An 18,321-nucleotide genomic window follows, 5' to 3' on the forward strand; every position below is an offset into this window, starting at 1 on the left:
ATAGGTATGGTTTCATACCTATGTCAAAGGACGTACTTCACCCCCATGGACCTGTGAGGTGAGCGCGCACCATGCCGACCGAAACGTTTGAGTTCCAGGTAGAGGCCCGTCAGCTGCTCCAGCTGATGATCCACTCGGTCTACTCGAACAAGGACGTCTTCCTCCGCGAGCTCATCTCCAACGCCTCGGACGCTCTCGACAAGCTGCGCCTGGCCAAGCTGCGGGACGACTCGCTCGACGCCGATGTCTCCGACCTGCACATCGAGCTCGAGGTCGACAAGGACGCCCGCACCCTCGCCGTGCGGGACAACGGCATCGGCATGTCCTACGACGAGGTCGGCGAGCTCATCGGCACGATCGCCAACTCGGGCACCGCCGAGTTCCTGCGGGAGCTGAAGGAGGCGAAGGACTCGGCGAACGCCGAGGGGCTGATCGGCCAGTTCGGTGTCGGCTTCTACTCCGCCTTCATGGTGGCGGACGAGGTCACGCTGGTGACCCGGCGGGCCGGCGAGCAGCAGGGCACCCGCTGGCAGTCGCGCGGCGAGGGCACCTACACCCTGGAGAAGGTCGACGACGTCCCGCAGGGCACCTCGGTCATCCTGCACCTCAAGCCGGCCGACCCCGACAACCAGCTGCACGACTACACGTCGGTGTGGAAGCTGAAGGAGATCGTCAAGCGCTACTCCGACTTCATCACCTGGCCGATCAGGCTCGTGGGCGAGAAGCGCGACGGCGACAAGGACGCGGAGCCCGAGACGCTCAACTCGATGAAGGCCCTGTGGGCGCGCTCGCGCGACGAGGTGTCCGACGAGGAGTACCACGAGCTCTACAAGCACATCAGCCACGACTGGCGCGACCCGCTGGAGATCATCCAGCTGCAGGCCGAGGGCACCTTCGAGTACCAGGCGCTGCTGTTCCTCCCCTCGCACGCCCCGCACGACCTGTTCACGCAGAACTTCAAGCGCGGCGTGCAGCTGTATGTGAAGCGCGTCTTCATCATGGACGACTGCGAGGAGCTGCTGCCGCCGTATCTGCGCTTCGTCAAGGGCGTGGTGGACGCCCAGGACCTCTCGCTGAACGTCTCCCGCGAGATCCTGCAGCAGGACCGGCACATCCGGATGATGCAGCGCCGGCTGACCAAGAAGGTGCTCTCCTCGGTCAAGAGCATGATGGCGAAGGACCCCGAGAAGTACGCCACGTTCTGGCGGGAGTTCGGCGCGGTCCTCAAGGAGGGCCTGGTCGTCGACCCGGACAACCGCGACGCGCTGCTCGCCGTCTGCTCGTTCGCCACCACCAGGTCCGGGGACGAGACGGTCACGCTCAAGCAGTATGTGGAGCGGATGCCGGACGACCAGAAGGACATCTACTACGTCACCGGCGAGTCCCGGCAGACCATCGACAACTCCCCGCACATGGAGGCGTTCCGCGAGCGCGGCATCGAGGTGCTGCTGCTCACCGACCCGGTGGACGAGGTCTGGGTCGACGCGGTGGGCGAGTTCGAGGGCAAGCGGCTGCGCTCCATCGCCAAGGGCGAGATCGACCTCGGGTCCGAGGACGACGAGAAGAAGGACAGCGAGCGGGAGAAGCGGGCCGAGGAGTACGAGGGCCTGCTCGGCTGGATGCGGGAGCAGCTGGACGAGGACATCAAGGAGGTGCGGCTGTCGTCGCGTCTGACGGTGTCCCCGGCCTGTCTGGTCGCCGACGCCGACGACCTCACCCCGGCGCTGGAGAGCATGTACCGGGCCATGGGCCAGGAGGTGCCGCACACCAAGCGCATCCTGGAACTCAACCCGGACCACGAGCTGGTGAAGGGCCTCAACCGCGCCTTCAAGGAGCGCGAGGACAAGGCGGAGCTGGCCGAGACCGCCGAGCTGCTGCACGCCCTGGCCGTGGTGGCCGAGGGCGGCCGGCCCAAGGACCCGGGCCGCTTCGTGAAGCTGGCGGCGGAGCGCCTGCAGCGGACGCTGTGATCAACTCCCGTACTCCGCGGGGAGTATGATCGCCGGCCAGGGCGGGGATGGGCCCTGGCCGGAGCGCTGAGCAGTCCGGACGCCACGTTCTCAGGACGCTGCGTTCTCAAGACGCCGCGGCCGGGGACGTCTGCCTCGGCCGGCGGGCCGCGGCGGCGCGCAGGCGGCGGCCGCGGCGGGTCGGCCCCCAGGGCTTCAGGACCGAGATCACCGTCATGAACACATACGCGGACAGCGAGACGACCGGCCCGAACAGGACGTCACCGGCGTCCGGCAGCGGTTGCCCGGCGGCGACCGCCGCCACCGCGGTGTTCACACCCGGCCGCAGCGCGAAGGCCGTCGCGGTGGTGGTGCCCAGCGTCAGCCAGAACTTGGTGTAGACCCAGCGGTGCCGGGCCAGGCCCCATGACGTGCCGAGCGCCAGCACCAGGCCGCTGATCAGGGTCAGCAGGGCCAGCGGCAGGAGCAGCCAGTCGGCGAACAGCTTCATCGCCCTCAGCGCCGCCTCGGTCATCGCCGGGCCGCCGGTGGTGGTCGCGGTGATGCCGAGGGCGAGCAGGCCGAGCGTGAGTCCGAGCCAGCCCGCCGCGGCGACGACGTGCACCACGAGGAAGCTCCGGCGAGCCCGGCGGCCGAGCCCCGGCCTGGCGGGCGTCCGCGCCGGCGGGGACTGCTTCGGTTCGGTCAGTGATTTCATGTCCACCACCGTGCCGGGCGGGCGCGCCGCCGGCGTCCGGCGGCGGGAGTAACCCCGCGTACTGGGCTGGGCGTACGGGCCGCCCGCCCGCCTGCTCCGAAGTGATCAGCCCGTTCGCAGCCGGCCGGCCTGCTCCAGCATCCGCCGGGCCAGGCGGGCGAGCCGGGGGTGGTTGCGCACCGCACGGCGGGCCGCCCGCGCCGGTTCCCTTCCCAGCCGGCAGACGGCGCCGGCCGGCCCCGGCCGGATCACCGCGCCCTCGTACACGCGCATCTCACGGGTCTTGAGCGTGTCCTTGTAGCGGGCCGGTCCGCTGCCCAGGTCGACCATGCGGATCCCGTCCGCGGCGGCCGCCCGGAGCAGGTGCAGCAGCAGGATCGAGCCGGGCGAGTGCCTGCCGTGGTCGCGGTCGTAGGCGGGGAACCACCAGGAGAGCACCGTCGGCGAGCGCAGTCCGAAGTGCGCGGCCACCGGCCGGTCGCCGGCGTACAGCACGGAGAGCAGCCCGCGGCAGTCGGGGTCGTCCCCGTGCGCCAGCAGGTCCACCAGCCCGTTGATCCACGGCTGTGCGAAGCGGTCCCGGCGGCCGGTGCGCCGGTACTGCGCCGACTTCCACCGTTTCAGCGCGCGCAGCGCGTCCAGGTCACGGCAGTCGTAAACGAACCGCACCTCGCCGGCCTGCCGGGCGAGTCGGCGTTCCTTGGCCCTTGTCTGGCGGAGGAAGCCGGAGGACGTGCGGCGCAGCCGGTCGGTGTACTGCTCGTAGCCCTCGTCGAGGTCGATCACCGGGTCGGCGAGTGCCTCGGCGGCATGCGGCAGGAAGGGACGCTGCCCCGCCTCCAGGTTGTCGAACTCCCAGGCCGCCAGCCCGCAGGCGGCGAGTAACCGGCGCGGGTCGAGGCGGATGCCCGGGCGCAGCACGGCGCCCTGGCTGTCCGACACCCCGAGGCCGATCGCCCTGCCGTGGCCCAACGGCCCCTTCTCATAGGGGAAGAAGCCGACCGGTGTGCCGTCCTCCTGCAGCACGGCCACGCGTGCCTGTGGCCTGACACGGCCGACCGCGGTGGCGAACACGGGGTCGAGGAACGGGTTCTCCGGCGCCTCGCTCTCGGCCCGCAGATGTCTCCACGTCTTGTGCTCGGCGGGGCCCAGTTCGTCGGGACGCACGATGACAACGCCCTTGTCAGGCATGCGGGTCTCCTGGGTGGTGTGGGAGGTGGTCGGGGCACGGAAGGCAGGCGCGGAGGAGCGCCGCCGGGGCCTGCCCGCTCAGCAGCGGAAGGTCTGCAGCACGACGGCGGCGCGGGCCGTCCCGCCCGGCGCCGGGCGGGGTGGGTCTCCCGCGGGCGGTGCGCCGGCGGGGCCGGGCCGGTGGGCGGCGAGCTCATCGGCGAAGGTGCCGTCGGTGGTGTGGCGGGGGTCCTCGGCCGGATGGCCGGCCGTGGTGACGGAGGCGGTCCGCACGGACCGGGCGACGGGGCGGTGAGCGGAGGCGTCCGTCTCGCCGTGGCCGGGCGTACCGGCGCCCTCGGGCAGCGTGTCCCGCGGCGCCGTCTGCGTCCGGACGGCGGATGCGGGGCCGGCGTCGGCCGTGGACGGCGGCTGGCCCGCGAGCGCCGGGAGACGGAGGAACAGGAGCAGCACCGAGGCCAGCAGAACCACCGCCGTTGCCCGTCGTCGCCGCACGGTCACCTCCGGGCGGGGGGTGACGGAGTCGTCCCCGCGCCGGGCGAGCCCCCCACGAACCCGGCGCCTCTTCCAGTAGCGCCGAGCCCGTCCCGCCCCGTCAAGGCCCGGGCCCCGCACCGCGGCCCACTCCCCCCGCCCTGGGCCCGGTGGCCCTCCAGGGCCTCATGTCTCACGCCGGATCCCGTGCTTCCGCACGGCACATCCGCGCGCCGCCAGGATTCCCGTCGCACGGTCGCGTGCCGGGGGGCGGCCAGGGCACACGGGACCGTGACCATGCCTGACTTTCTCTTCGCCCTGATCAGCGTCGGTGCCCTCGCGGCGGCCGTGGTGCCCCGTCTGGTGGCGGGCCGGCCGCTGTCCCTGCCCCTGGTGTTCCTGCTCTGCGGGGTCGGCATCCAGCTGCTGCCGGTGCCGCTGCCGGAGATCGACCCGGTGTCCGACCGGGTGTGGGTGGAGCACCTCACCGAGGTGTGCGTGATCGTGTCGCTGATGGGTGCCGGACTCACCCTGAACCGGCCCTTCGGCCCGCGGCGCTGGCGGGCCACCTGGCGGCAGCTGGGGATCACCATGCCGCTGACCATCGCGGCCGTGGCCGGGCCCGCTCGGGGTGCTGCTGCTGTGCGTCGTGCGCCCGCTGGCGGGCTGGTGCGCCCAGTGGGGCATGGCGGCCGGCATCCGCGAGCGGGCGGTCATCGCCCTCTTCGGCATCCGGGGCATCGGCTCGCTGTTCTACCTCGCGTACGCCCTCGGCACCCATGGCTTCGGCGTCCCGGCCGAGGAGCTGTGGCCGTGGTGGCGTTCCTGGTGCTGACCTCCGTGGTCCTGCACGGTGTGACCGCCTCCCCCGTCATCGCCCGCCTGGACCGTCTGCGGCTCCACCGGGCACGAGCGGCCGGGAGGGAGCGGAGCCCGATGAGGCCGAGGTGGCGGGGGAGCGGCTGCAGGGCCGGCGCCGGTGCGGTTCGGGGGCCCACGGCCGTCGCGGGTGTCCGCAGGTCATGACCCTTCGCGTGCATCCGCGTCTCATGACCCTTCGCGTGCGTCCGCGTCTCATGACCCTTCGCGTGCGTCCGCGTCTCATGCCCCTTCGCGTGCGTCCGCGTCTCATGACCCTTCGCGTGCGTCCGCGTCTCATGACCCTTCGCGTGCGTCCGCGTCTCATGACCCGCCGCCTGCGTGCGCGTGGCATGCCCGCTCCCCCGCCCGGCGTGCGGCTGCGCCCCGCTCGGTGGAGTCTGGGGATCATGCGGCGCAAAGGCGAGCGGCAGGGCGCGAAGGACGAGGCGGAGGACGACGTCGAGGCAGTGCTCGACGAGCTCTACGCGCTGCCGCCGTCCGGCTTCGTGCCCCGGCGCGAGGAGCGGGCCGCCGAGGCCAGATCGGCCGGACGGGCCGACGACGCCCGGCGCATCCGGGCGGCGCGCCGCCCCACCCTCGCCGCCTGGGCGGCGAACCTGCTGCGCCGCTCCCGGCCCGAGGAGGCGGAGCAGTTCCTGGAGCTCGGGCGGGCCCTGCGCGAGGCCTTCACCACCCTGGACCCCGCTGGGCTGAAGGAGTTGTCGGCGCAGCGGCGGCGTATCGTCGCCGAGCTGTCCCGGCAGGCGGCGCAGCTGGCCCGCGACGCAGGGCACCCGCTGTCGGACTCCGTACAGCGGGACGTGGAGGAGACGCTGCGTGCCGTGCTGGCCGACCCGGAGGCCGCGGACCGCTGGGCCGAGGGCCGGCTGGAGAGCGCGCTCACCCCGCCCGCCGAGTTCGCCGTCGCCGGGAGCGGCACGGGCGCGGCCACCCCGAAGCGCTCGGAGCGACGCCCGCCCGCGCCGTCGAAGACAACCACTCCGTCGAAGACAACCACTCCCCCGGCACCGGAGAAGGACGAGCTGGCCGAGCGGCGCAGACAGCGCCAGGAGCAGGCCCGTGCGGCGGCCGAGGCGGCCGAGGAGCGCGTACGGGAGCGGCGAGGCGAGCGGGAGGCCGCCGAGACGGCCGCGGAGCAGGCGCGGGAGCGGTGCGGTGAGGCCGAGCGGCGAGTTGCCGACCTGGAGGAGCAACTCGGCGCGGGGCGTGCGGAGCTGGAGCGGGCCGAGCAGGAGCAGCGTGCGGCGGAGCAGCGGGCACGTGCGGCCGCCGATGCCCTGCACCGCGCCGAGCGGGAGGCGAAGGAGGCCGCCCGGGAGGCGAAAAGGCTTTCCGCGCAGGCGAAATGAGCGGACGGCGGCCGTGAGCTAGCACAACCGCCTTGCCCCTCCGGGACATTGAGGCCTCTATTGGCATGGACCTGACGACGGAGAACCGCTACGCTCTGGCCCACTCGGGTTGAGAGCGCTCTCAGACCTCGGTTGTTCCACCCCCACCTCGTTGGAACGACGAAGGGCTTCTTCCATGAGACGCACCAGACTCACGCATGCCTGCGTGGCGGCCCTCCTGCTGCTGGGCAGCTGGACCGCTGCGGGCACCCTGCCCGCCTCCGCGCAGGACGCGGCAGGCTCCCCCGGCCCCTCCCCCGTCGCCTCCGCCGGCCTCGTCGAGGCGATGCAGCGCGACCTCGGCCTGACCCGCACCGAGGCCGAGGACCGCCTGGCCGCCGAGCGCCGGGCCACCGAACTCGCCCCGAAGGCCCGCAGGGCGGCCGGGTCCGCCTACGGCGGCGACTGGTTCGACGCCCGGACCGGGAAACTGACCGTCGCCGTCACCGAGGACGCCGGCGAGGCGACGGTGCGCAGACTGCGCTCCTCCGGCGTCGCCGTACGCACCGTGGAGCACAGCGCGCGTGCACTGGACGCCGCCCGGGCCCGCATCGACCGCCTCGACGCCCCCGCGGGCGTCAGCAGCTGGTCCGTCGACCCGGCCGCCAACGCGGTGGTCGTGAACGTCGTGAAGGGCGAGCGGTCCGACAACGATGTCCGCAGGTTCCTCGCCGAGGCGCGCGAGGCCGGACCGGTCACCGTGCGCACGGTGCCGGCCGCCGCCCGGACCTTCGCGGCGGGCACCGTGGGCGGCGACCCGTACTACACCGGCAACGTCCGCTGCTCCATCGGCTTCTCGGTGCACGGCGGCTTCGTCACCGCCGGGCACTGCGGCGGCGCCGGGGCCGCGGTGCGCGGCTGGGACGGCTCGCACATCGGCACCTTCCAGGGCTCGTCCTTCCCGGACAACGACTACGCCTGGGTCAATGTGGGCAGCGGCTGGTGGACGGTCCCGGTGGTGCTCGGCTGGGGCACCGTCCCGGACCAGCTGGTGCGCGGCTCGGCCGAGGCACCGGTCGGCGCCTCGATCTGCCGCTCGGGTTCGACCACCCACTGGCACTGCGGCACCGTACTGGCCAAGAACGAGACGGTGAACTACAGCCAGGGCGCGGTGCATCAGATGACCAAGACGAGCGTGTGCGCCGAACCGGGCGACTCGGGCGGCTCGTTCATCAGCGGTGACCAGGCCCAGGGCGTCACCTCGGGGGGCTGGGGCAACTGCTCCGGCGGCGGCGAGACCTGGTTCCAGCCGGTCAACGAGATCCTCGGACGCTACGGGCTGACCCTGCACACCGCCTGATCGCACACCCACCGGACCTATCCGGCTCCGAGCGGGCCCCGCCGACGACAGGGCGGGGCCCGCTTCTGTGTGCTCCGCATACCGCGGCGCGGGAGAAATCACTCCGCAAAAGATTGCCCGGCCGCAGCTTACGCGTGTGTTACCGCCGGCAAGTGAGCAGTATTGATTTCCTGTTCGCCTTCCTGAGCCGCTTTATCGGCATGATCCGGCGTCGATACAGGTCGCGCACCCCGACAACCGAAACGGCCCGCCGAAAAGCCGACGGACCGTCACGAAAGATGAGGCTAGGCGTTGTGGACGAAACCGTCATCTATACGTGTCTGCCCGCTCGGACAAGCGGCATACACGCCCCTGCGGTCTCCATACCACCTCGAGTACGTGGCCTGGTACCAGCCCTTGGTGCAGTACACCTTGGTGGCGTACCTCTGCGGCCCCGTGCCATCACACCAGCCGGTAAAGGATTTGGTGGTACGGCTGAGTGTGTAGCATTTGCCATTCCAGCCCTGCGCGGATTCCGTCCCCGCCGAAGCGGTTCCTGCGGCTCCGACAGTAAAGGCAAGAGCCGACGCGGCTACCGCGACTCTCTGGCGCCAACCGATCATGTGTCACCCCTTCGATTTCGGGATCACGTCTAGGCACGCCTGAACACGAGAATCCTGGCAGCCAGGACTCACCCTTGTCTTGATGGGTTTCGGACACATGCACCACATGGATGGACTGTCGCGAAACCAGTGGTCTCTTTCTCGGATACGGCACCGGCGATTCCTTCCCGCGCCACGAGGACCCCGCGCGCTGCGGGACGGGGCTTTCGACCGCCGGGGCGGCCCTGCCGTGCGTGGGCCGCCCCGGCGGCGCGGGCCCCGGCCGGTCCCGGACCGAAGTCGGTCCGGGGCCCCGGTCAGTCCAGGGCCGCGCCGGCGAGCGCGCCGGCCGCCGGGGCGGTGCGGGCGGCGCCGGTGAAGTTGTCCTCGACCCGGGCACGCTCCGTGGCGTCCGGATGCACGTTGGTGCAGCCGGGGCCCGGGCTGGAGCCGGACATCAGGCTGGAGCAGGGGCCGGGCTTGCGGTCGGACAGGCCCAGGATGTGGCCGAGCTCGTGGGCCGTGATGCGGACCGTGTGGTAGCCCTGGTCGACGGCCTGGCGGCCGATGTAGACCGTGCCGTTGCCCAGAGAACCGGGGACGGCGTGCGGCCAGCCGTCGTCGGCGAGGACCCGTATGTTCGCGCGCTGCCCGGAGGCTGCCGGGCGCAGTTCGACCGAGTCGACGCTCTCGTTCCAGGCGGCGGCGCCCCGGTCCACCGCGGAGCGGAACTCCGCGGCGCCGCTCGCGTCGTAGGTGAGCACCCGGGCGGCGGGGGCGGCCCGGGGCGCCGTCCCGGGCTCGGCGGCCACGGCCTGGCCGCCCATCAGGGGCAGGGACATCATCGCCGTCGCGGCAAGGCCGCAGGTCAGCGTACGGATCCGCATGGTCGACCTCCTTGCGGGGGAAGGGCAGTCGTGCTCATGCCACTCGCTGCGTCCTTGCCCTTACGGAGGGACCGGCAATCCGTCGTTCCGGTCCGCAGCGATGCGGAGGCGGCACTGATTCAGAAGCGGTACTGCTGAATCTCATGGAGAGGATCGGTTGGACTTCCTGATCATGTGGGGGCACTGTGGGGCAAGGGTCACACACGATTCCACGGGACACCCCGAACCGCACCACGGAGACCGAACACGATGAACCACGTCGCCAACCCCGAGCGCTACGACGGCCCCATGCGCTACCGCCGGACCGGACGCTCGGGACTCGACCTGCCCCTGCTGTCCCTCGGCTACTGGCACAACTTCGGCGACGACCGGCCGTTCGAGACGCAGCGCGAGATCGCCCTGCGCGCCTTCGACCTCGGCATCACCCACCACGACCTGGCCAACAACTACGGCCCGCCCTACGGCGCCGCGGAGATCAACTTCGGCCGGCTGATGAAGCAGGACCTGGCCCCCTACCGCGACGAGCTGGTGATCTCCACCAAGGCGGGCTGGGACATGTGGCCCGGCCCCTACGGCCAGGGCGGCGGCTCCCGCAAGTATCTGCTGGCCTCTCTGGACCAGTCCCTGAAGCGGATGGGCCTGGAGTACGTCGACATCTTCTACTCGCACCGCCTGGACGCCACCACGCCCCTGGAGGAGACCATGGGCGCGCTGGACACGGCAGTCCGCCAGGGCAAGGCGCTGTATGTGGGCATCTCCTCCTACGACGCCGAGCGCACCCGTGAGGCCGCGGCGATCCTGCGCGACCTCGGCACACCGCTGCTGATCCACCAGCCGTCGTACAACATGCTGAACCGCTGGATCGAGACCGAGGGCCTGCTGGACGTGGCCCAGGAGGAGGGCTTCGGCGTCATCGGCTTCACCGCGCTCGCCCAGGGCCTGCTGACCAGCCGCTACCTGGACGGCATCCCGCAGGACTCGCGGGCGGCGCAGGGCAAGTCGCTCGACCCGGCCTGGCTCACGGACGACATGCGGCAGCGGCTGCGCGCCCTGAACGACATCGCGGCCCGGCGCGGGCAGAGCCTCGCGCAGATGGCGCTCGCCTGGGCGCTGCGCGACCCGCGGGTCACCTCGCTGGTCATCGGAGCCTCCCGCACCGAGCAGCTGGAGCAGAACGTGGCCGCGCTGGAGAACCTCGACTTCACCGCCGAGGAGCTGGCCGAGATCGACAAGTACGCCACCGACGGCGGCGTCGACCTGTGGCGCGAGGCGCGCCTGGGCACTCTGGGCTGACCTGCGCGGGATGTGCCGTGGCCTGACCCGCGCAGGCACTCTGGGCTGACCTGCGCGGGATGTGCCGTGGCCTGACCCGCGTGGTGTGCACGGGGCGCTCACCTGGGCGCGTGTGCGCCCGGGCGTACGGGGCACACGGATCGTCCCATGCAGACGTTCCTTCCGTATCCCGGTTTCGCCGAGTCGGCGCTGGTCCTCGACCGGCGCCGGCTCGGCAAGCAGCGTGTCGAGGCGATCCAGGTGCTGCGCGGCCTGATCGTGCCCGGCTACGGCTGGCGCCGCCATCCGGCGGTGCGCATGTGGACCGGGTACGAGGAGGCCCTGGTGCGCTACGGGCTGGAGGTCTGCCGCATCTGGCGCGAGCAGGGGCACCAGGACAGCTGCGCGGCCACGCTGGTCGCCGACCTGGCCGCCGCCCGGCCCGGCATCCGGGTGCGTGACCAGCGGGAGCTGACGCGGACCGGCGAGCTGCCGCCGTGGCTGGGGGACGAGTCCTTCCACCGCAGCCACCGCTCGGCCCTGCTCCGCAAGGACCCGGACACCTACGCCGAGCACTTCCCGGACGTGCCGCACGACCTGCCCTACGTCTGGCCGGCGTCCGACCGCGATCCCGAAGTGGTGCCCTGACACGGCACAGCCGGCACACCCGTCGACGGCCGCGCACCGGGGCGCCGCGCGAGGCGACACCCCGGTCGTGCCCACGGGTCAGCGTGCCCACGGGTCAGCGGGTCAAGGGGTCAAGGGGTCAACGGATCATCGAGCGGTCAGGTACTCCTTCACGCCCGGTGCGGTGTGCGCGTCCTCCGCGTTCACCACGGCGCCCACCGCCTTGGCGTCGGGCTTGAGGACGTACGTCTTGATGCTCGCCGGTCGGTCGACGTCCGAGAAATCCTGCGGGGTGCCGAGTCCGGTGTCCGCGTTCTTCTGCGACCGGTGCGCCTTCACCACGTCCTCGCGGCTCAGTCCGCCCTGCTCGCAGGCCTTCTTCAGGTCGGCGCCCATCAGCTGCGCGGCGTTGTAGCCGGAGAGCACGCCGGAGTCGACCGGCGAGTCGGAGAACTTCTTCTGATACGCCTTCACCATCCGCTGCACCCCGGGCAGGTGGGAGCTGACCGCGGGCGCGGCGCTCACGATGTGCAGGAGTTTCGCCAGCGCCGGTGCGGCGGGCGTCTTCATCAGCTGGGGCGCGAAGCCGGGGGCGCTGCTGACGACGGGGACCCGCAGACCGCGGGAGGCGGCGACGCCGACCAGGGAGGCCGTCTGGGCGGGTCCGGCGCTGATCAGGACGGCCTTCACTCCTTCCTTGCGCAGCGCGGAGACCTGCGCGGACAGATCGGTGTCGGTGGCCTGGATCTTCTGGCCCACCACCGTCAGACCGGCCTTCTTCGCCGCCCAGGTGGAGCCCTCCAGGGCGTTGGCACCGTAGTCGCCCTCGAAGTACACGTGCCCGATCTTGTCGCCCTTCTTCAGCCCCTTGGTGCGGGTGAGGAAGTCGACGGCGGCGATCATGTCGATGTCGTAGGTGGTGCCGATCACCTGCACGGCATCCTTGCCGAGCAGCGAGGCGGCCCAGGCCTGCGGGAAGGTGAGCACCTTGTCGCGCTCGATGTCGTCGAGCAGCGCGGCGACCACCGGGGAGCCGATGACCTGCGGCATGGCCACGATGTCCGCGGAGATGTCGGCGTAGGCGGTGACTGCCTTCTGCACGTCGTAGCCGTGGTCCTTCACGACGATCTCGATCTTCCGGCCGCAGATGCCGCCCTTCGCGTTGACCTCGTCGGCCCACATCTGCTGGGCCTGCACGATGGACTTGCCGAGGGTGGCGTAGGGGCCGGTGAGGTCGGTGAGGGAGCCCAGTCTGATCGTGTCTGCGCTGACGCCGGGCCCGGTGCGGACGCCGTCGGCGGCGTCGCCGCCCTTGTCGCCGCCGTCCGCCTTGGAGCTGCATCCGGAGACCGCGAGCAGCAGGGCGAGGGCGCCGGCGAGGACGGTACCGGAGGTGCGGCGCCGGGTGCGGGGCCTGTGGGTCGTGGTGTTCACGGGGTGTGCTCCTTGGATCGTGCGGCGGCTGCGGCCGGTTGGGAGGGCGATGAGGACGAGGAGGACGAGGAGGACGAGGCGGCAGAGGTGGCGGAGGCGGAGGCCGCGGGTTTCCGGTCGGCGGACGGGGGCCGGTGGCGTCCCAGGCGGACGCGGGCCCGGCGGGCCAGTCCGTGCAGACCGTCGGGCGCGTACAGCAGGACGAGGACGATCGCGGCGCCGTAGAGGTAGCGGGCGGCCTCGGTGGGGCCGACGGAGCCCTCGGCCGAGCCGGGGGCAGTCACCAGCGGAAGCTGGTCGGCGTAACGGGTCATCAGCAGCGGGAGCGCGGTGACGAACACGGCGCCCGCGGTGGCTCCGGCGACCGAGCCGAGCCCGCCGATGACGATCATGGCGAGGTAGTCGATGGACAGGGCGAGGGAGAAGTAGTCGGGCACCACCCGGCGGAAGGCGAGCGCCAGGAGCACCCCCGCGAGACCGGCGTACATGGAGGACACCACGAAGGCCGCCGAGCGGTGGCGGGCGACGTCCACGCCCATCACCGCCGCCGCGGTCTCGCTGTCCCGCAGGGCGGCCAGCGCGCGTCCCGGACGCCCGCGCAGCAGTCCCCCGGCGGTGAACCAGGTGAACGCGAACAGCGCCAGGCCCAGGTACCACAGGCGTTCCTCGGCGCCGAACGGCACGCCGAGCACGACGAGTTCCGGGTCCGACGCGGCGAAGGTGAACCCGCCGAGGGTGAGCGGCGGCACGGAGCGGCCGTTGAAGCCGCCGGTGACCGAGTCCCAGGTGAGCAGCACATGGTGGCCGAGGAACACCAGGGCGAGCGTGGCGATGCCCAGGTACATGCCCTTGACCCGGCCGGCGACGGGACTGAACAGCCCGCCCGCCGCTCCGGCGAGCAGCACCGCGCAGCAGGCGGCGAGGACCGGCGGCAGTCCGGGTCCGGGGTCGGACGCCAGGCAGGAGTAGCCGTAGGCGCCGATGGCGAGGAAGAAGGCGTGGCCGAGGGAGAGCTGGCCCGCGGTGCCGCTGAGCAGCGAGAGCCCGACGGCGCCGATGGCCGCGGCCATGGAGAACAGGCCGATGCGCAGCCAGAAGGCGTCCAGGTAGAAGGGCGGAAGGCACAGCAGGACGGCGAGCAGCACGATCCGCGCGGGGCGGCCCCGGAGACGGCCGAGGAGACGTTCAGACACGGGCTGCTCCCTTCGCGCCGAACAGCCCGGTGGGCCGCACCAGGAGCACCAGCAGCATCACCGCGTAGGGGGCGACCTCGCCGAAGCCGTCGCCGAGGACGTGCAGGTCGGACTCGTAGCCGACGACCAGCGCCTCGGTCAGCCCGATGAGCAGGCTGCCCGCCAGGGCGCCGACCGGGGAGGCGAGTCCGCCGAGGATCGCGGCCGGGAAGGCGTGCAGCGCGATCTGCCCGGTGGTGCGTTCCAGGCCGGGCGCCGGGAACGCGGCGAGGAACACCGCGGCGAGCGCGGCGAGACCGCCGGCCAGGCACCAGGCCAGGGCGCGGACCCGGCGCAGCCGGACGCCCATCAGCGCCGCGGCCTCCAGGTCCTCGGCCGCCGCCCGCAGGGACAGCCCCCAGGGCGTGCACCGGAACAGCGCGAACACGGCGGCGATGACCACGGTGGACACAGCGATCGCGGCGAGCCGGCTGTCGGCGACGGTGACCGGGCCGAGTTCGGTGACCGAGTCGCCCCACGGGTCGCCCAGGCTCAGCAGGTCGCCGCCGATGCGGCGGGCGAGGTCGGTGAAGATCAGGATGTCGATGCCGATGGTGGCGATGGTCTGGATGTGGGCCGACTGCTCGTCCTGTCCCGCGCGTTGCAGCAGGAACCGGTCGAGGGCGCCGGCGAGCGCCGCGGTGGTCAGGACGGCGAGGGCGAGCGCACCGGCGAAGCCCAGGTCGTCGTGGAGGACGGCGATGAGGTAGCCGCCGAGCAGCAGGAGGGAGCCGTGGGCGAAGTTGAGGACGCCGGAGGCCTTGAACATGACCACGAAGCCGAGGGCGACCAGTGCGTAGACCGCGCCCAGTGCGAGGCCGTTGAGGACGTTGTCCAGGAAGCCGGTCATGCCGCGTCCTCCTCTTCCGTTCCGGTGCCGAGGTAGGCGCGGAGCACCCGCGGGTCGCGGCGGACCTCGTCGGGTGTGCCGTGGGCGATGGTGCGGCCGAAGTCGAGGACGGTGACCTCGTCGGCGAGCCGCATCACCAGGCCCATGTCGTGCTCCACCAGGAGGACGGTGAGGCCGAGTTCGGCGCGCAGGGTGCCGATGACGTCGGCGGTGCGGGCGCGTTCGGCGGCGTTCATCCCGGCGACCGGTTCGTCGAGCAGCAGCACACGGGGCTCCAGGCAGAGGGCGCGGGCGAGTTCCACACGTTTGCGGTCGCCGTACGACAGCAGGTGGACGGGGCTGCCGAAGTGCTCTCCGAGGCCGGTGAGTTCGGCGATCTCCCGGGCCCTCGCCAGGTGTGCGCGCTGTTCCCGCACGGCGCCGGGCAGGCGCAGGGCGCTGGCCGTGAAGCCGGCCCGGGATCTGGCGTGGCGGCCGAGCATCAGGTTGTCGGCGACCGTGCCGTGGGTGGTGACGATGTTCTGGAAGGTGCGGGACACGCCGAGCGCGGCGATGCGGTGCGGGGCGAGCCGGGTCAGTTCCCGCTCGCCGAGAGTCACCGTTCCGCAGGACGGGCGGGTGAGGCCGGAGAGCACGTTGAAGCAGGTCGACTTGCCGGCGCCGTTGGGTCCGATGATCGCGTGCAGCGAGCCGGGTGCGGCGGTGAAGGACACGGCGTCGAGGGCGGTGAGCCCGGCGAACCGCACGGTGACGTCCCGGACCTGCAGCACCGGTGGAGCTTCCTGGGTGCGGTGGTTCACGCGGCCCCCTGATCGTCCTCGGCCGTCTCGCCCAGGTAGAGGCGGCGTACGGCGTCGGTGCGGGCGAGTTCACCGGCGGGTCCGGACAGGCGCACCTCGCCGACCTCCAGGACGTGTGCCTGGTCGGCGAGGGAGAGCGCCATGCCGGCGTTCTGCTCCACCAGCAGGACGCCGGTGCCCTGGGCGTTGATCTCGCGGATCACCTCGGCGATCCGGTACACCATCTGCGGTGCCAGGCCGAGCGACGGCTCGTCCAGGAGCAGCAGCCGGGGCGCGGCCATCAGGGCGCGGCCGATGGCGAGCATCTGCTGCTCGCCGCCGGAGAGCAGACCGGCCGCCTGACGGGTGCGTTCGGCGAGCCGGGGGAACAAGGAGAAGACTCGGTCCCGCGCCTGCCGCACCTCGGCGCGTCCGCGCCGGGCCAAGCCCAGTCCGCCGCTGCGGAGGTTCTCCTCGACGCTGAGTCCGGCGAACACCCGCCGCCCTTCCGGGACCTGGACGACTCCGGCGCGCACCGCGGCGACGGGGTCCTTCCCCTCCAGCACGGTGTCGCCGTAGCGGATGCGGCCGGCGGTGATGGCGCCGCGGTGCAGGCGCAGTGTCCCGGAGACGGCGCGCAGCAGGGTGGTCTTGCCGGCCCCGTTGGCGCCGAGCAGGGCCACCACGGATCCGGGTGGCACGGTCAGGGACACGGAACGCAGGGCGGACACGGCGCGCCCGTAGGTCACATCGACGTTCTCGATGTGCAGGGCGGACGGCTCGTCCGGTGGTGCTTCGGGCATCACGGCTCCTCGGGGCCGTGCCGCACGGCGGCACGACTGCGGGGGTGAGTTCGGTGGGAGGGCAGCTCACGACAGCACGCGCCCACCGGTCCGGTACACCCGAGGGCCCCGGCTCGCTGCGCCCGACCAACGCCGGGGGGCGGGGGTTGTGCGGCTGCCCAGGCGGGTGCAGCGGCGGATTCCGCGAGCGGGGCGTTGGATGCGGCCGCCTACGGGTTTCAAAGGGCCCGACTCAGAGGCGGGCCGGGGATCGAGGCGCGCGGGTCAGGGGCGGGCCGGGTTTCGAGGCACCTGGGTCAGGGGCGGAGGAGACCGCGGGCCGTCAGGGCGAGGCTCACCTCGACGAGGTCGGACGGGCGGGACAGGGAGCGGCCCGTCAGCTGTTCGTAGCGGCGCAGGCGGTTGAGGACGGTGTTGCGGTGGCAGTACAGGCGGCGGCTCGCCCGCTGGGCCGATCCGTCGCAGGCCAGCCAGGTGGCCAGGGTGTCCAGCAGTACCTCCGCGTCGGCCGGTTCCAGTCCGGCGAGCGGGCCGAGCAGGCGGTCGGCGAGGGCGGTGGCCAGCTCCGGCGCGGAGACCACCAGCGCGGCGGGCAGATGCTCGGTCAGGCGGATCACCCCTCCCGGCTCCGGGCACAGTGCCAGCGCGGTGTCCGCCAGCCGGCGCGCCTCACCGACCGCGGCGAGTCCCTCGACGGCGCTGCTGACGCCCACGCGCACGCCGGGCTCCTGCTCCTGCGACAGCTGCGGTTCCCGGCCCTCCTCCTCGACGAGCAGGATGCCGTAGTCCACGTCCACGCCCGGGTGCCAGTGCACGCGCACATCCGGTTCGGCCAGCACCTGTGCGCCGGCACCACCGGTGAGGCGGCCGCCGCCGACGGCCACGACCATGTACCGGCCCTGCTCGGGCAGCCCCAGCGCCTGCGCCGCCTCGGGCAGGTCGGCGATCCGGCTGGTGCCGTCCAGCAGCGCCCCGGCCAGCAGCCGCACGCTGTTCTCCCGTTTCCAGGCCAGTTGTCTCTCCGTCTGCCGGTAGGCGTCCGCCAGGAGGGTGCAGTGGTCGTCGACGAAGTCCCACACGTCGGAGACGACATGCACAAGCAGGCGCACATCCTCCGGTGCGGTCCGGGTCGTCTCCTCGACCAGGCCCTGCCACACCAGCGAGCCGCCAAGGCGGAAGGCGTGCAGCAGCGCGTCCAGCGGCATGCCCTGCTCGGCGCGGGTGGCGCCGATGCGCCAGGTGCAGCGGCGTGCGGCGTCCCGGGCGCCGCGCGGGTCGAGCAGCGAGGAAATGCTGTGCCGCAGGGAGCGGTGCACCTCCTGCCAGATCCCGGTGGCGTCGCACTCCACCGCTGCCCGGTAGGCGGGCTCCTGCTCCTGCAGGGCGGCGACCAGCCGGTCGGTGAGCTGGGGCAGGTCGTCCAGCAGGGCGCGGGCGGCGCTGTGCAGGACGCGCAGCGCCTCGGCGTCGATGAGCGACCGCATGCGCGAGGTCCGGCGCGTGGGCGCGGGCGTGGCTCCGGGGCGAAGCAGGGTCCGTGGCCGTACGGCGTGGTGCATCGCGCATCTCCCCCAGGGTCGGCTTCCCGGGCGGCGCCCCCGGCGGTCCGCGCTCCGGCTCCCCCTGCCGGTCGCGGAGCCCGTGGGCCGGTCGCCACCTGACTCGTCCTGCCCCGAAGGATGGCATACCGTCCGGTCGGTCCCTAGAGCCGTGCACCGGTCTTTTCCGCCTGCTCGACCAGCCGGGCCAGCTCGACCCTGGAGCGGACCCCGAGGGCGGCGAACACCTTGCGCAGGTGGTAGTCGACCGTGCGGGTGCTCACGGACAGGCTCAGGGCCACCTCCCGGTTGGTCGCGCCCTCGGCGACGTACCGGGCGATACGCAGCTGCTGCGGGGTCAGCCGGCCCAGATCCGCCGTGCCGCCGCCTGGCGCCTCCCCCGGCCCCGTCCCGGC

At 72.6% G+C, this 18,321-nt stretch carries 17 protein-coding genes; 6 read left to right on the forward strand and 11 right to left on the reverse strand.

Features of this window, described 5'->3' with window-relative positions; all coding sequences use genetic code 11:
- Window positions 1–71: 71 nt before the first annotated feature.
- Window positions 72–1,970, forward strand: a complete 1,899-nt coding sequence (gene htpG, locus ABD207_RS04110) for a molecular chaperone HtpG (protein WP_344010100.1) — start codon at window positions 72–74, stop codon at window positions 1,968–1,970.
- A gap of 106 nt (window positions 1,971–2,076) precedes the next feature.
- Here htpG and ABD207_RS04115 read toward each other — a convergent pair whose 3' ends face one another.
- The 3 genes from ABD207_RS04115 to ABD207_RS04125 all read right to left on the reverse strand — a co-directional run bounded on the left by ABD207_RS04115 (window position 2,077) and on the right by ABD207_RS04125 (window position 4,353).
- Window positions 2,077–2,667 carry a DUF2269 domain-containing protein gene (locus ABD207_RS04115; protein ID WP_344010103.1) on the reverse strand — a complete coding sequence of 197 codons (591 nt, stop codon included), beginning with the start codon at window positions 2,665–2,667 and terminating at the stop codon, window positions 2,077–2,079.
- A 105-nt stretch (window positions 2,668–2,772) separates the two neighbouring features.
- On the reverse strand, window positions 2,773–3,858 hold the full coding sequence (locus ABD207_RS04120) for a GNAT family N-acetyltransferase (protein WP_344010104.1): 1,086 nt from the start codon (window positions 3,856–3,858) through the stop codon (window positions 2,773–2,775).
- A 78-nt stretch (window positions 3,859–3,936) separates the two neighbouring features.
- Window positions 3,937–4,353, reverse strand: a complete 417-nt coding sequence (locus ABD207_RS04125; RefSeq protein ID WP_344010105.1) for a hypothetical protein — start codon at window positions 4,351–4,353, stop codon at window positions 3,937–3,939.
- 628 nt (window positions 4,354–4,981) lie between these two features.
- On the opposite strand from ABD207_RS04125, the gene ABD207_RS32085 reads away from it, so the two are divergent.
- From ABD207_RS32085 to ABD207_RS04140, 3 genes are all read left to right on the forward strand, one after another.
- A complete protein-coding gene (locus tag ABD207_RS32085) occupies window positions 4,982–5,167 on the forward strand; it encodes a hypothetical protein (protein ID WP_425580621.1) in 186 nt (61 codons plus the stop codon).
- 433 nt (window positions 5,168–5,600) lie between these two features.
- A complete protein-coding gene (locus ABD207_RS04135; RefSeq protein ID WP_344010106.1) occupies window positions 5,601–6,563 on the forward strand; it encodes a hypothetical protein in 963 nt (320 codons plus the stop codon).
- 175 nt (window positions 6,564–6,738) lie between these two features.
- The gene (locus tag ABD207_RS04140) at window positions 6,739–7,902 is read left to right on the forward strand and encodes a S1 family peptidase (protein WP_344010107.1); all 1,164 of its coding nucleotides are present in this window, start codon (window positions 6,739–6,741) and stop codon (window positions 7,900–7,902) included.
- Window positions 7,903–8,800: 898 nt separating this feature from the next.
- Here the strand turns inward: ABD207_RS04140 and ABD207_RS04145 are convergent.
- A complete protein-coding gene (locus ABD207_RS04145; protein ID WP_344010109.1) occupies window positions 8,801–9,370 on the reverse strand; it encodes a snapalysin family zinc-dependent metalloprotease in 570 nt (189 codons plus the stop codon).
- A gap of 249 nt (window positions 9,371–9,619) precedes the next feature.
- Here ABD207_RS04145 and mgrA point away from each other — a divergent pair, with 249 nt between their 5' ends.
- Together mgrA and ABD207_RS04155 are read left to right on the forward strand one after the other, a co-directional pair.
- Entirely contained in the window at window positions 9,620–10,663 is a 1,044-nt protein-coding gene (gene mgrA / locus ABD207_RS04150) for an L-glyceraldehyde 3-phosphate reductase (RefSeq protein ID WP_343999761.1), read from the forward strand.
- Between the two features lie 147 nt (window positions 10,664–10,810).
- Window positions 10,811–11,290, forward strand: a complete 480-nt coding sequence (locus tag ABD207_RS04155; protein ID WP_344010111.1) for an MSMEG_6728 family protein — start codon at window positions 10,811–10,813, stop codon at window positions 11,288–11,290.
- Between the two features lie 126 nt (window positions 11,291–11,416).
- Here the strand turns inward: ABD207_RS04155 and ABD207_RS04160 are convergent, their stop codons facing one another.
- From ABD207_RS04160 to ABD207_RS04190, 7 genes are all read right to left on the reverse strand, one after another.
- Window positions 11,417–12,703, reverse strand: coding sequence for an ABC transporter substrate-binding protein (locus ABD207_RS04160; RefSeq protein WP_344010113.1), 1,287 nt, complete (start codon window positions 12,701–12,703; stop codon window positions 11,417–11,419).
- Window positions 12,700–13,896, reverse strand: coding sequence for a branched-chain amino acid ABC transporter permease (locus ABD207_RS04165; RefSeq protein ID WP_344010115.1), 1,197 nt, complete (start codon window positions 13,894–13,896; stop codon window positions 12,700–12,702). The genes ABD207_RS04160 and ABD207_RS04165 overlap by 4 nt, the downstream gene beginning before the upstream one ends.
- The gene (locus tag ABD207_RS04170) at window positions 13,889–14,785 is read right to left on the reverse strand and encodes a branched-chain amino acid ABC transporter permease (protein ID WP_344010116.1); all 897 of its coding nucleotides are present in this window, start codon (window positions 14,783–14,785) and stop codon (window positions 13,889–13,891) included. Before ABD207_RS04170 ends, ABD207_RS04165 begins: the two co-directional genes overlap by 8 nt.
- Window positions 14,782–15,585, reverse strand: coding sequence for an ABC transporter ATP-binding protein (locus ABD207_RS04175; protein WP_344010117.1), 804 nt, complete (start codon window positions 15,583–15,585; stop codon window positions 14,782–14,784). Before ABD207_RS04175 ends, ABD207_RS04170 begins: the two co-directional genes overlap by 4 nt.
- On the reverse strand, window positions 15,582–16,367 hold the full coding sequence (locus ABD207_RS04180; protein WP_344010118.1) for an ABC transporter ATP-binding protein: 786 nt from the start codon (window positions 16,365–16,367) through the stop codon (window positions 15,582–15,584). The genes ABD207_RS04175 and ABD207_RS04180 overlap by 4 nt, the downstream gene beginning before the upstream one ends.
- Before the next feature lie 296 nt (window positions 16,368–16,663).
- Window positions 16,664–17,926, reverse strand: coding sequence for a PucR family transcriptional regulator (locus tag ABD207_RS04185; protein ID WP_344010119.1), 1,263 nt, complete (start codon window positions 17,924–17,926; stop codon window positions 16,664–16,666).
- Between the two features lie 143 nt (window positions 17,927–18,069).
- Window positions 18,070–18,321, reverse strand: a 252-nt coding sequence (locus ABD207_RS04190; protein ID WP_344010120.1) for a helix-turn-helix domain-containing protein, incomplete at its 5' end; no start/stop codon positions are given.

The organism is Streptomyces thermospinosisporus (genome assembly GCF_039526425.1).
GTDB classification, from domain to species: domain Bacteria; phylum Actinomycetota; class Actinomycetes; order Streptomycetales; family Streptomycetaceae; genus Streptomyces; species Streptomyces thermocarboxydovorans.

Bases quoted from the DNA above. Each gene is read 5' to 3' on its own strand.
- htpG (WP_344010100.1), top strand. From the start codon at position 72: ATGCCGACCGAAACGTTTGAGTTCCAGGTAGAGGCCCGTCAGCTGCTC.
- ABD207_RS04115 (WP_344010103.1), bottom strand. From the start codon at position 2,667: ATGAAATCACTGACCGAACCGAAGCAGTCCCCGCCGGCGCGGACGCCC.
- ABD207_RS04120 (WP_344010104.1), bottom strand. From the start codon at position 3,858: ATGCCTGACAAGGGCGTTGTCATCGTGCGTCCCGACGAACTGGGCCCC.
- ABD207_RS04135 (WP_344010106.1), top strand. From the start codon at position 5,601: ATGCGGCGCAAAGGCGAGCGGCAGGGCGCGAAGGACGAGGCGGAGGAC.
- ABD207_RS04140 (WP_344010107.1), top strand. From the start codon at position 6,739: ATGAGACGCACCAGACTCACGCATGCCTGCGTGGCGGCCCTCCTGCTG.
- ABD207_RS04145 (WP_344010109.1), bottom strand. From the start codon at position 9,370: ATGCGGATCCGTACGCTGACCTGCGGCCTTGCCGCGACGGCGATGATG.
- mgrA (WP_343999761.1), top strand. From the start codon at position 9,620: ATGAACCACGTCGCCAACCCCGAGCGCTACGACGGCCCCATGCGCTAC.
- ABD207_RS04155 (WP_344010111.1), top strand. From the start codon at position 10,811: ATGCAGACGTTCCTTCCGTATCCCGGTTTCGCCGAGTCGGCGCTGGTC.
- ABD207_RS04170 (WP_344010116.1), bottom strand. From the start codon at position 14,785: ATGACCGGCTTCCTGGACAACGTCCTCAACGGCCTCGCACTGGGCGCG.
- ABD207_RS04180 (WP_344010118.1), bottom strand. From the start codon at position 16,367: ATGCCCGAAGCACCACCGGACGAGCCGTCCGCCCTGCACATCGAGAAC.
- ABD207_RS04185 (WP_344010119.1), bottom strand. From the start codon at position 17,926: ATGCACCACGCCGTACGGCCACGGACCCTGCTTCGCCCCGGAGCCACG.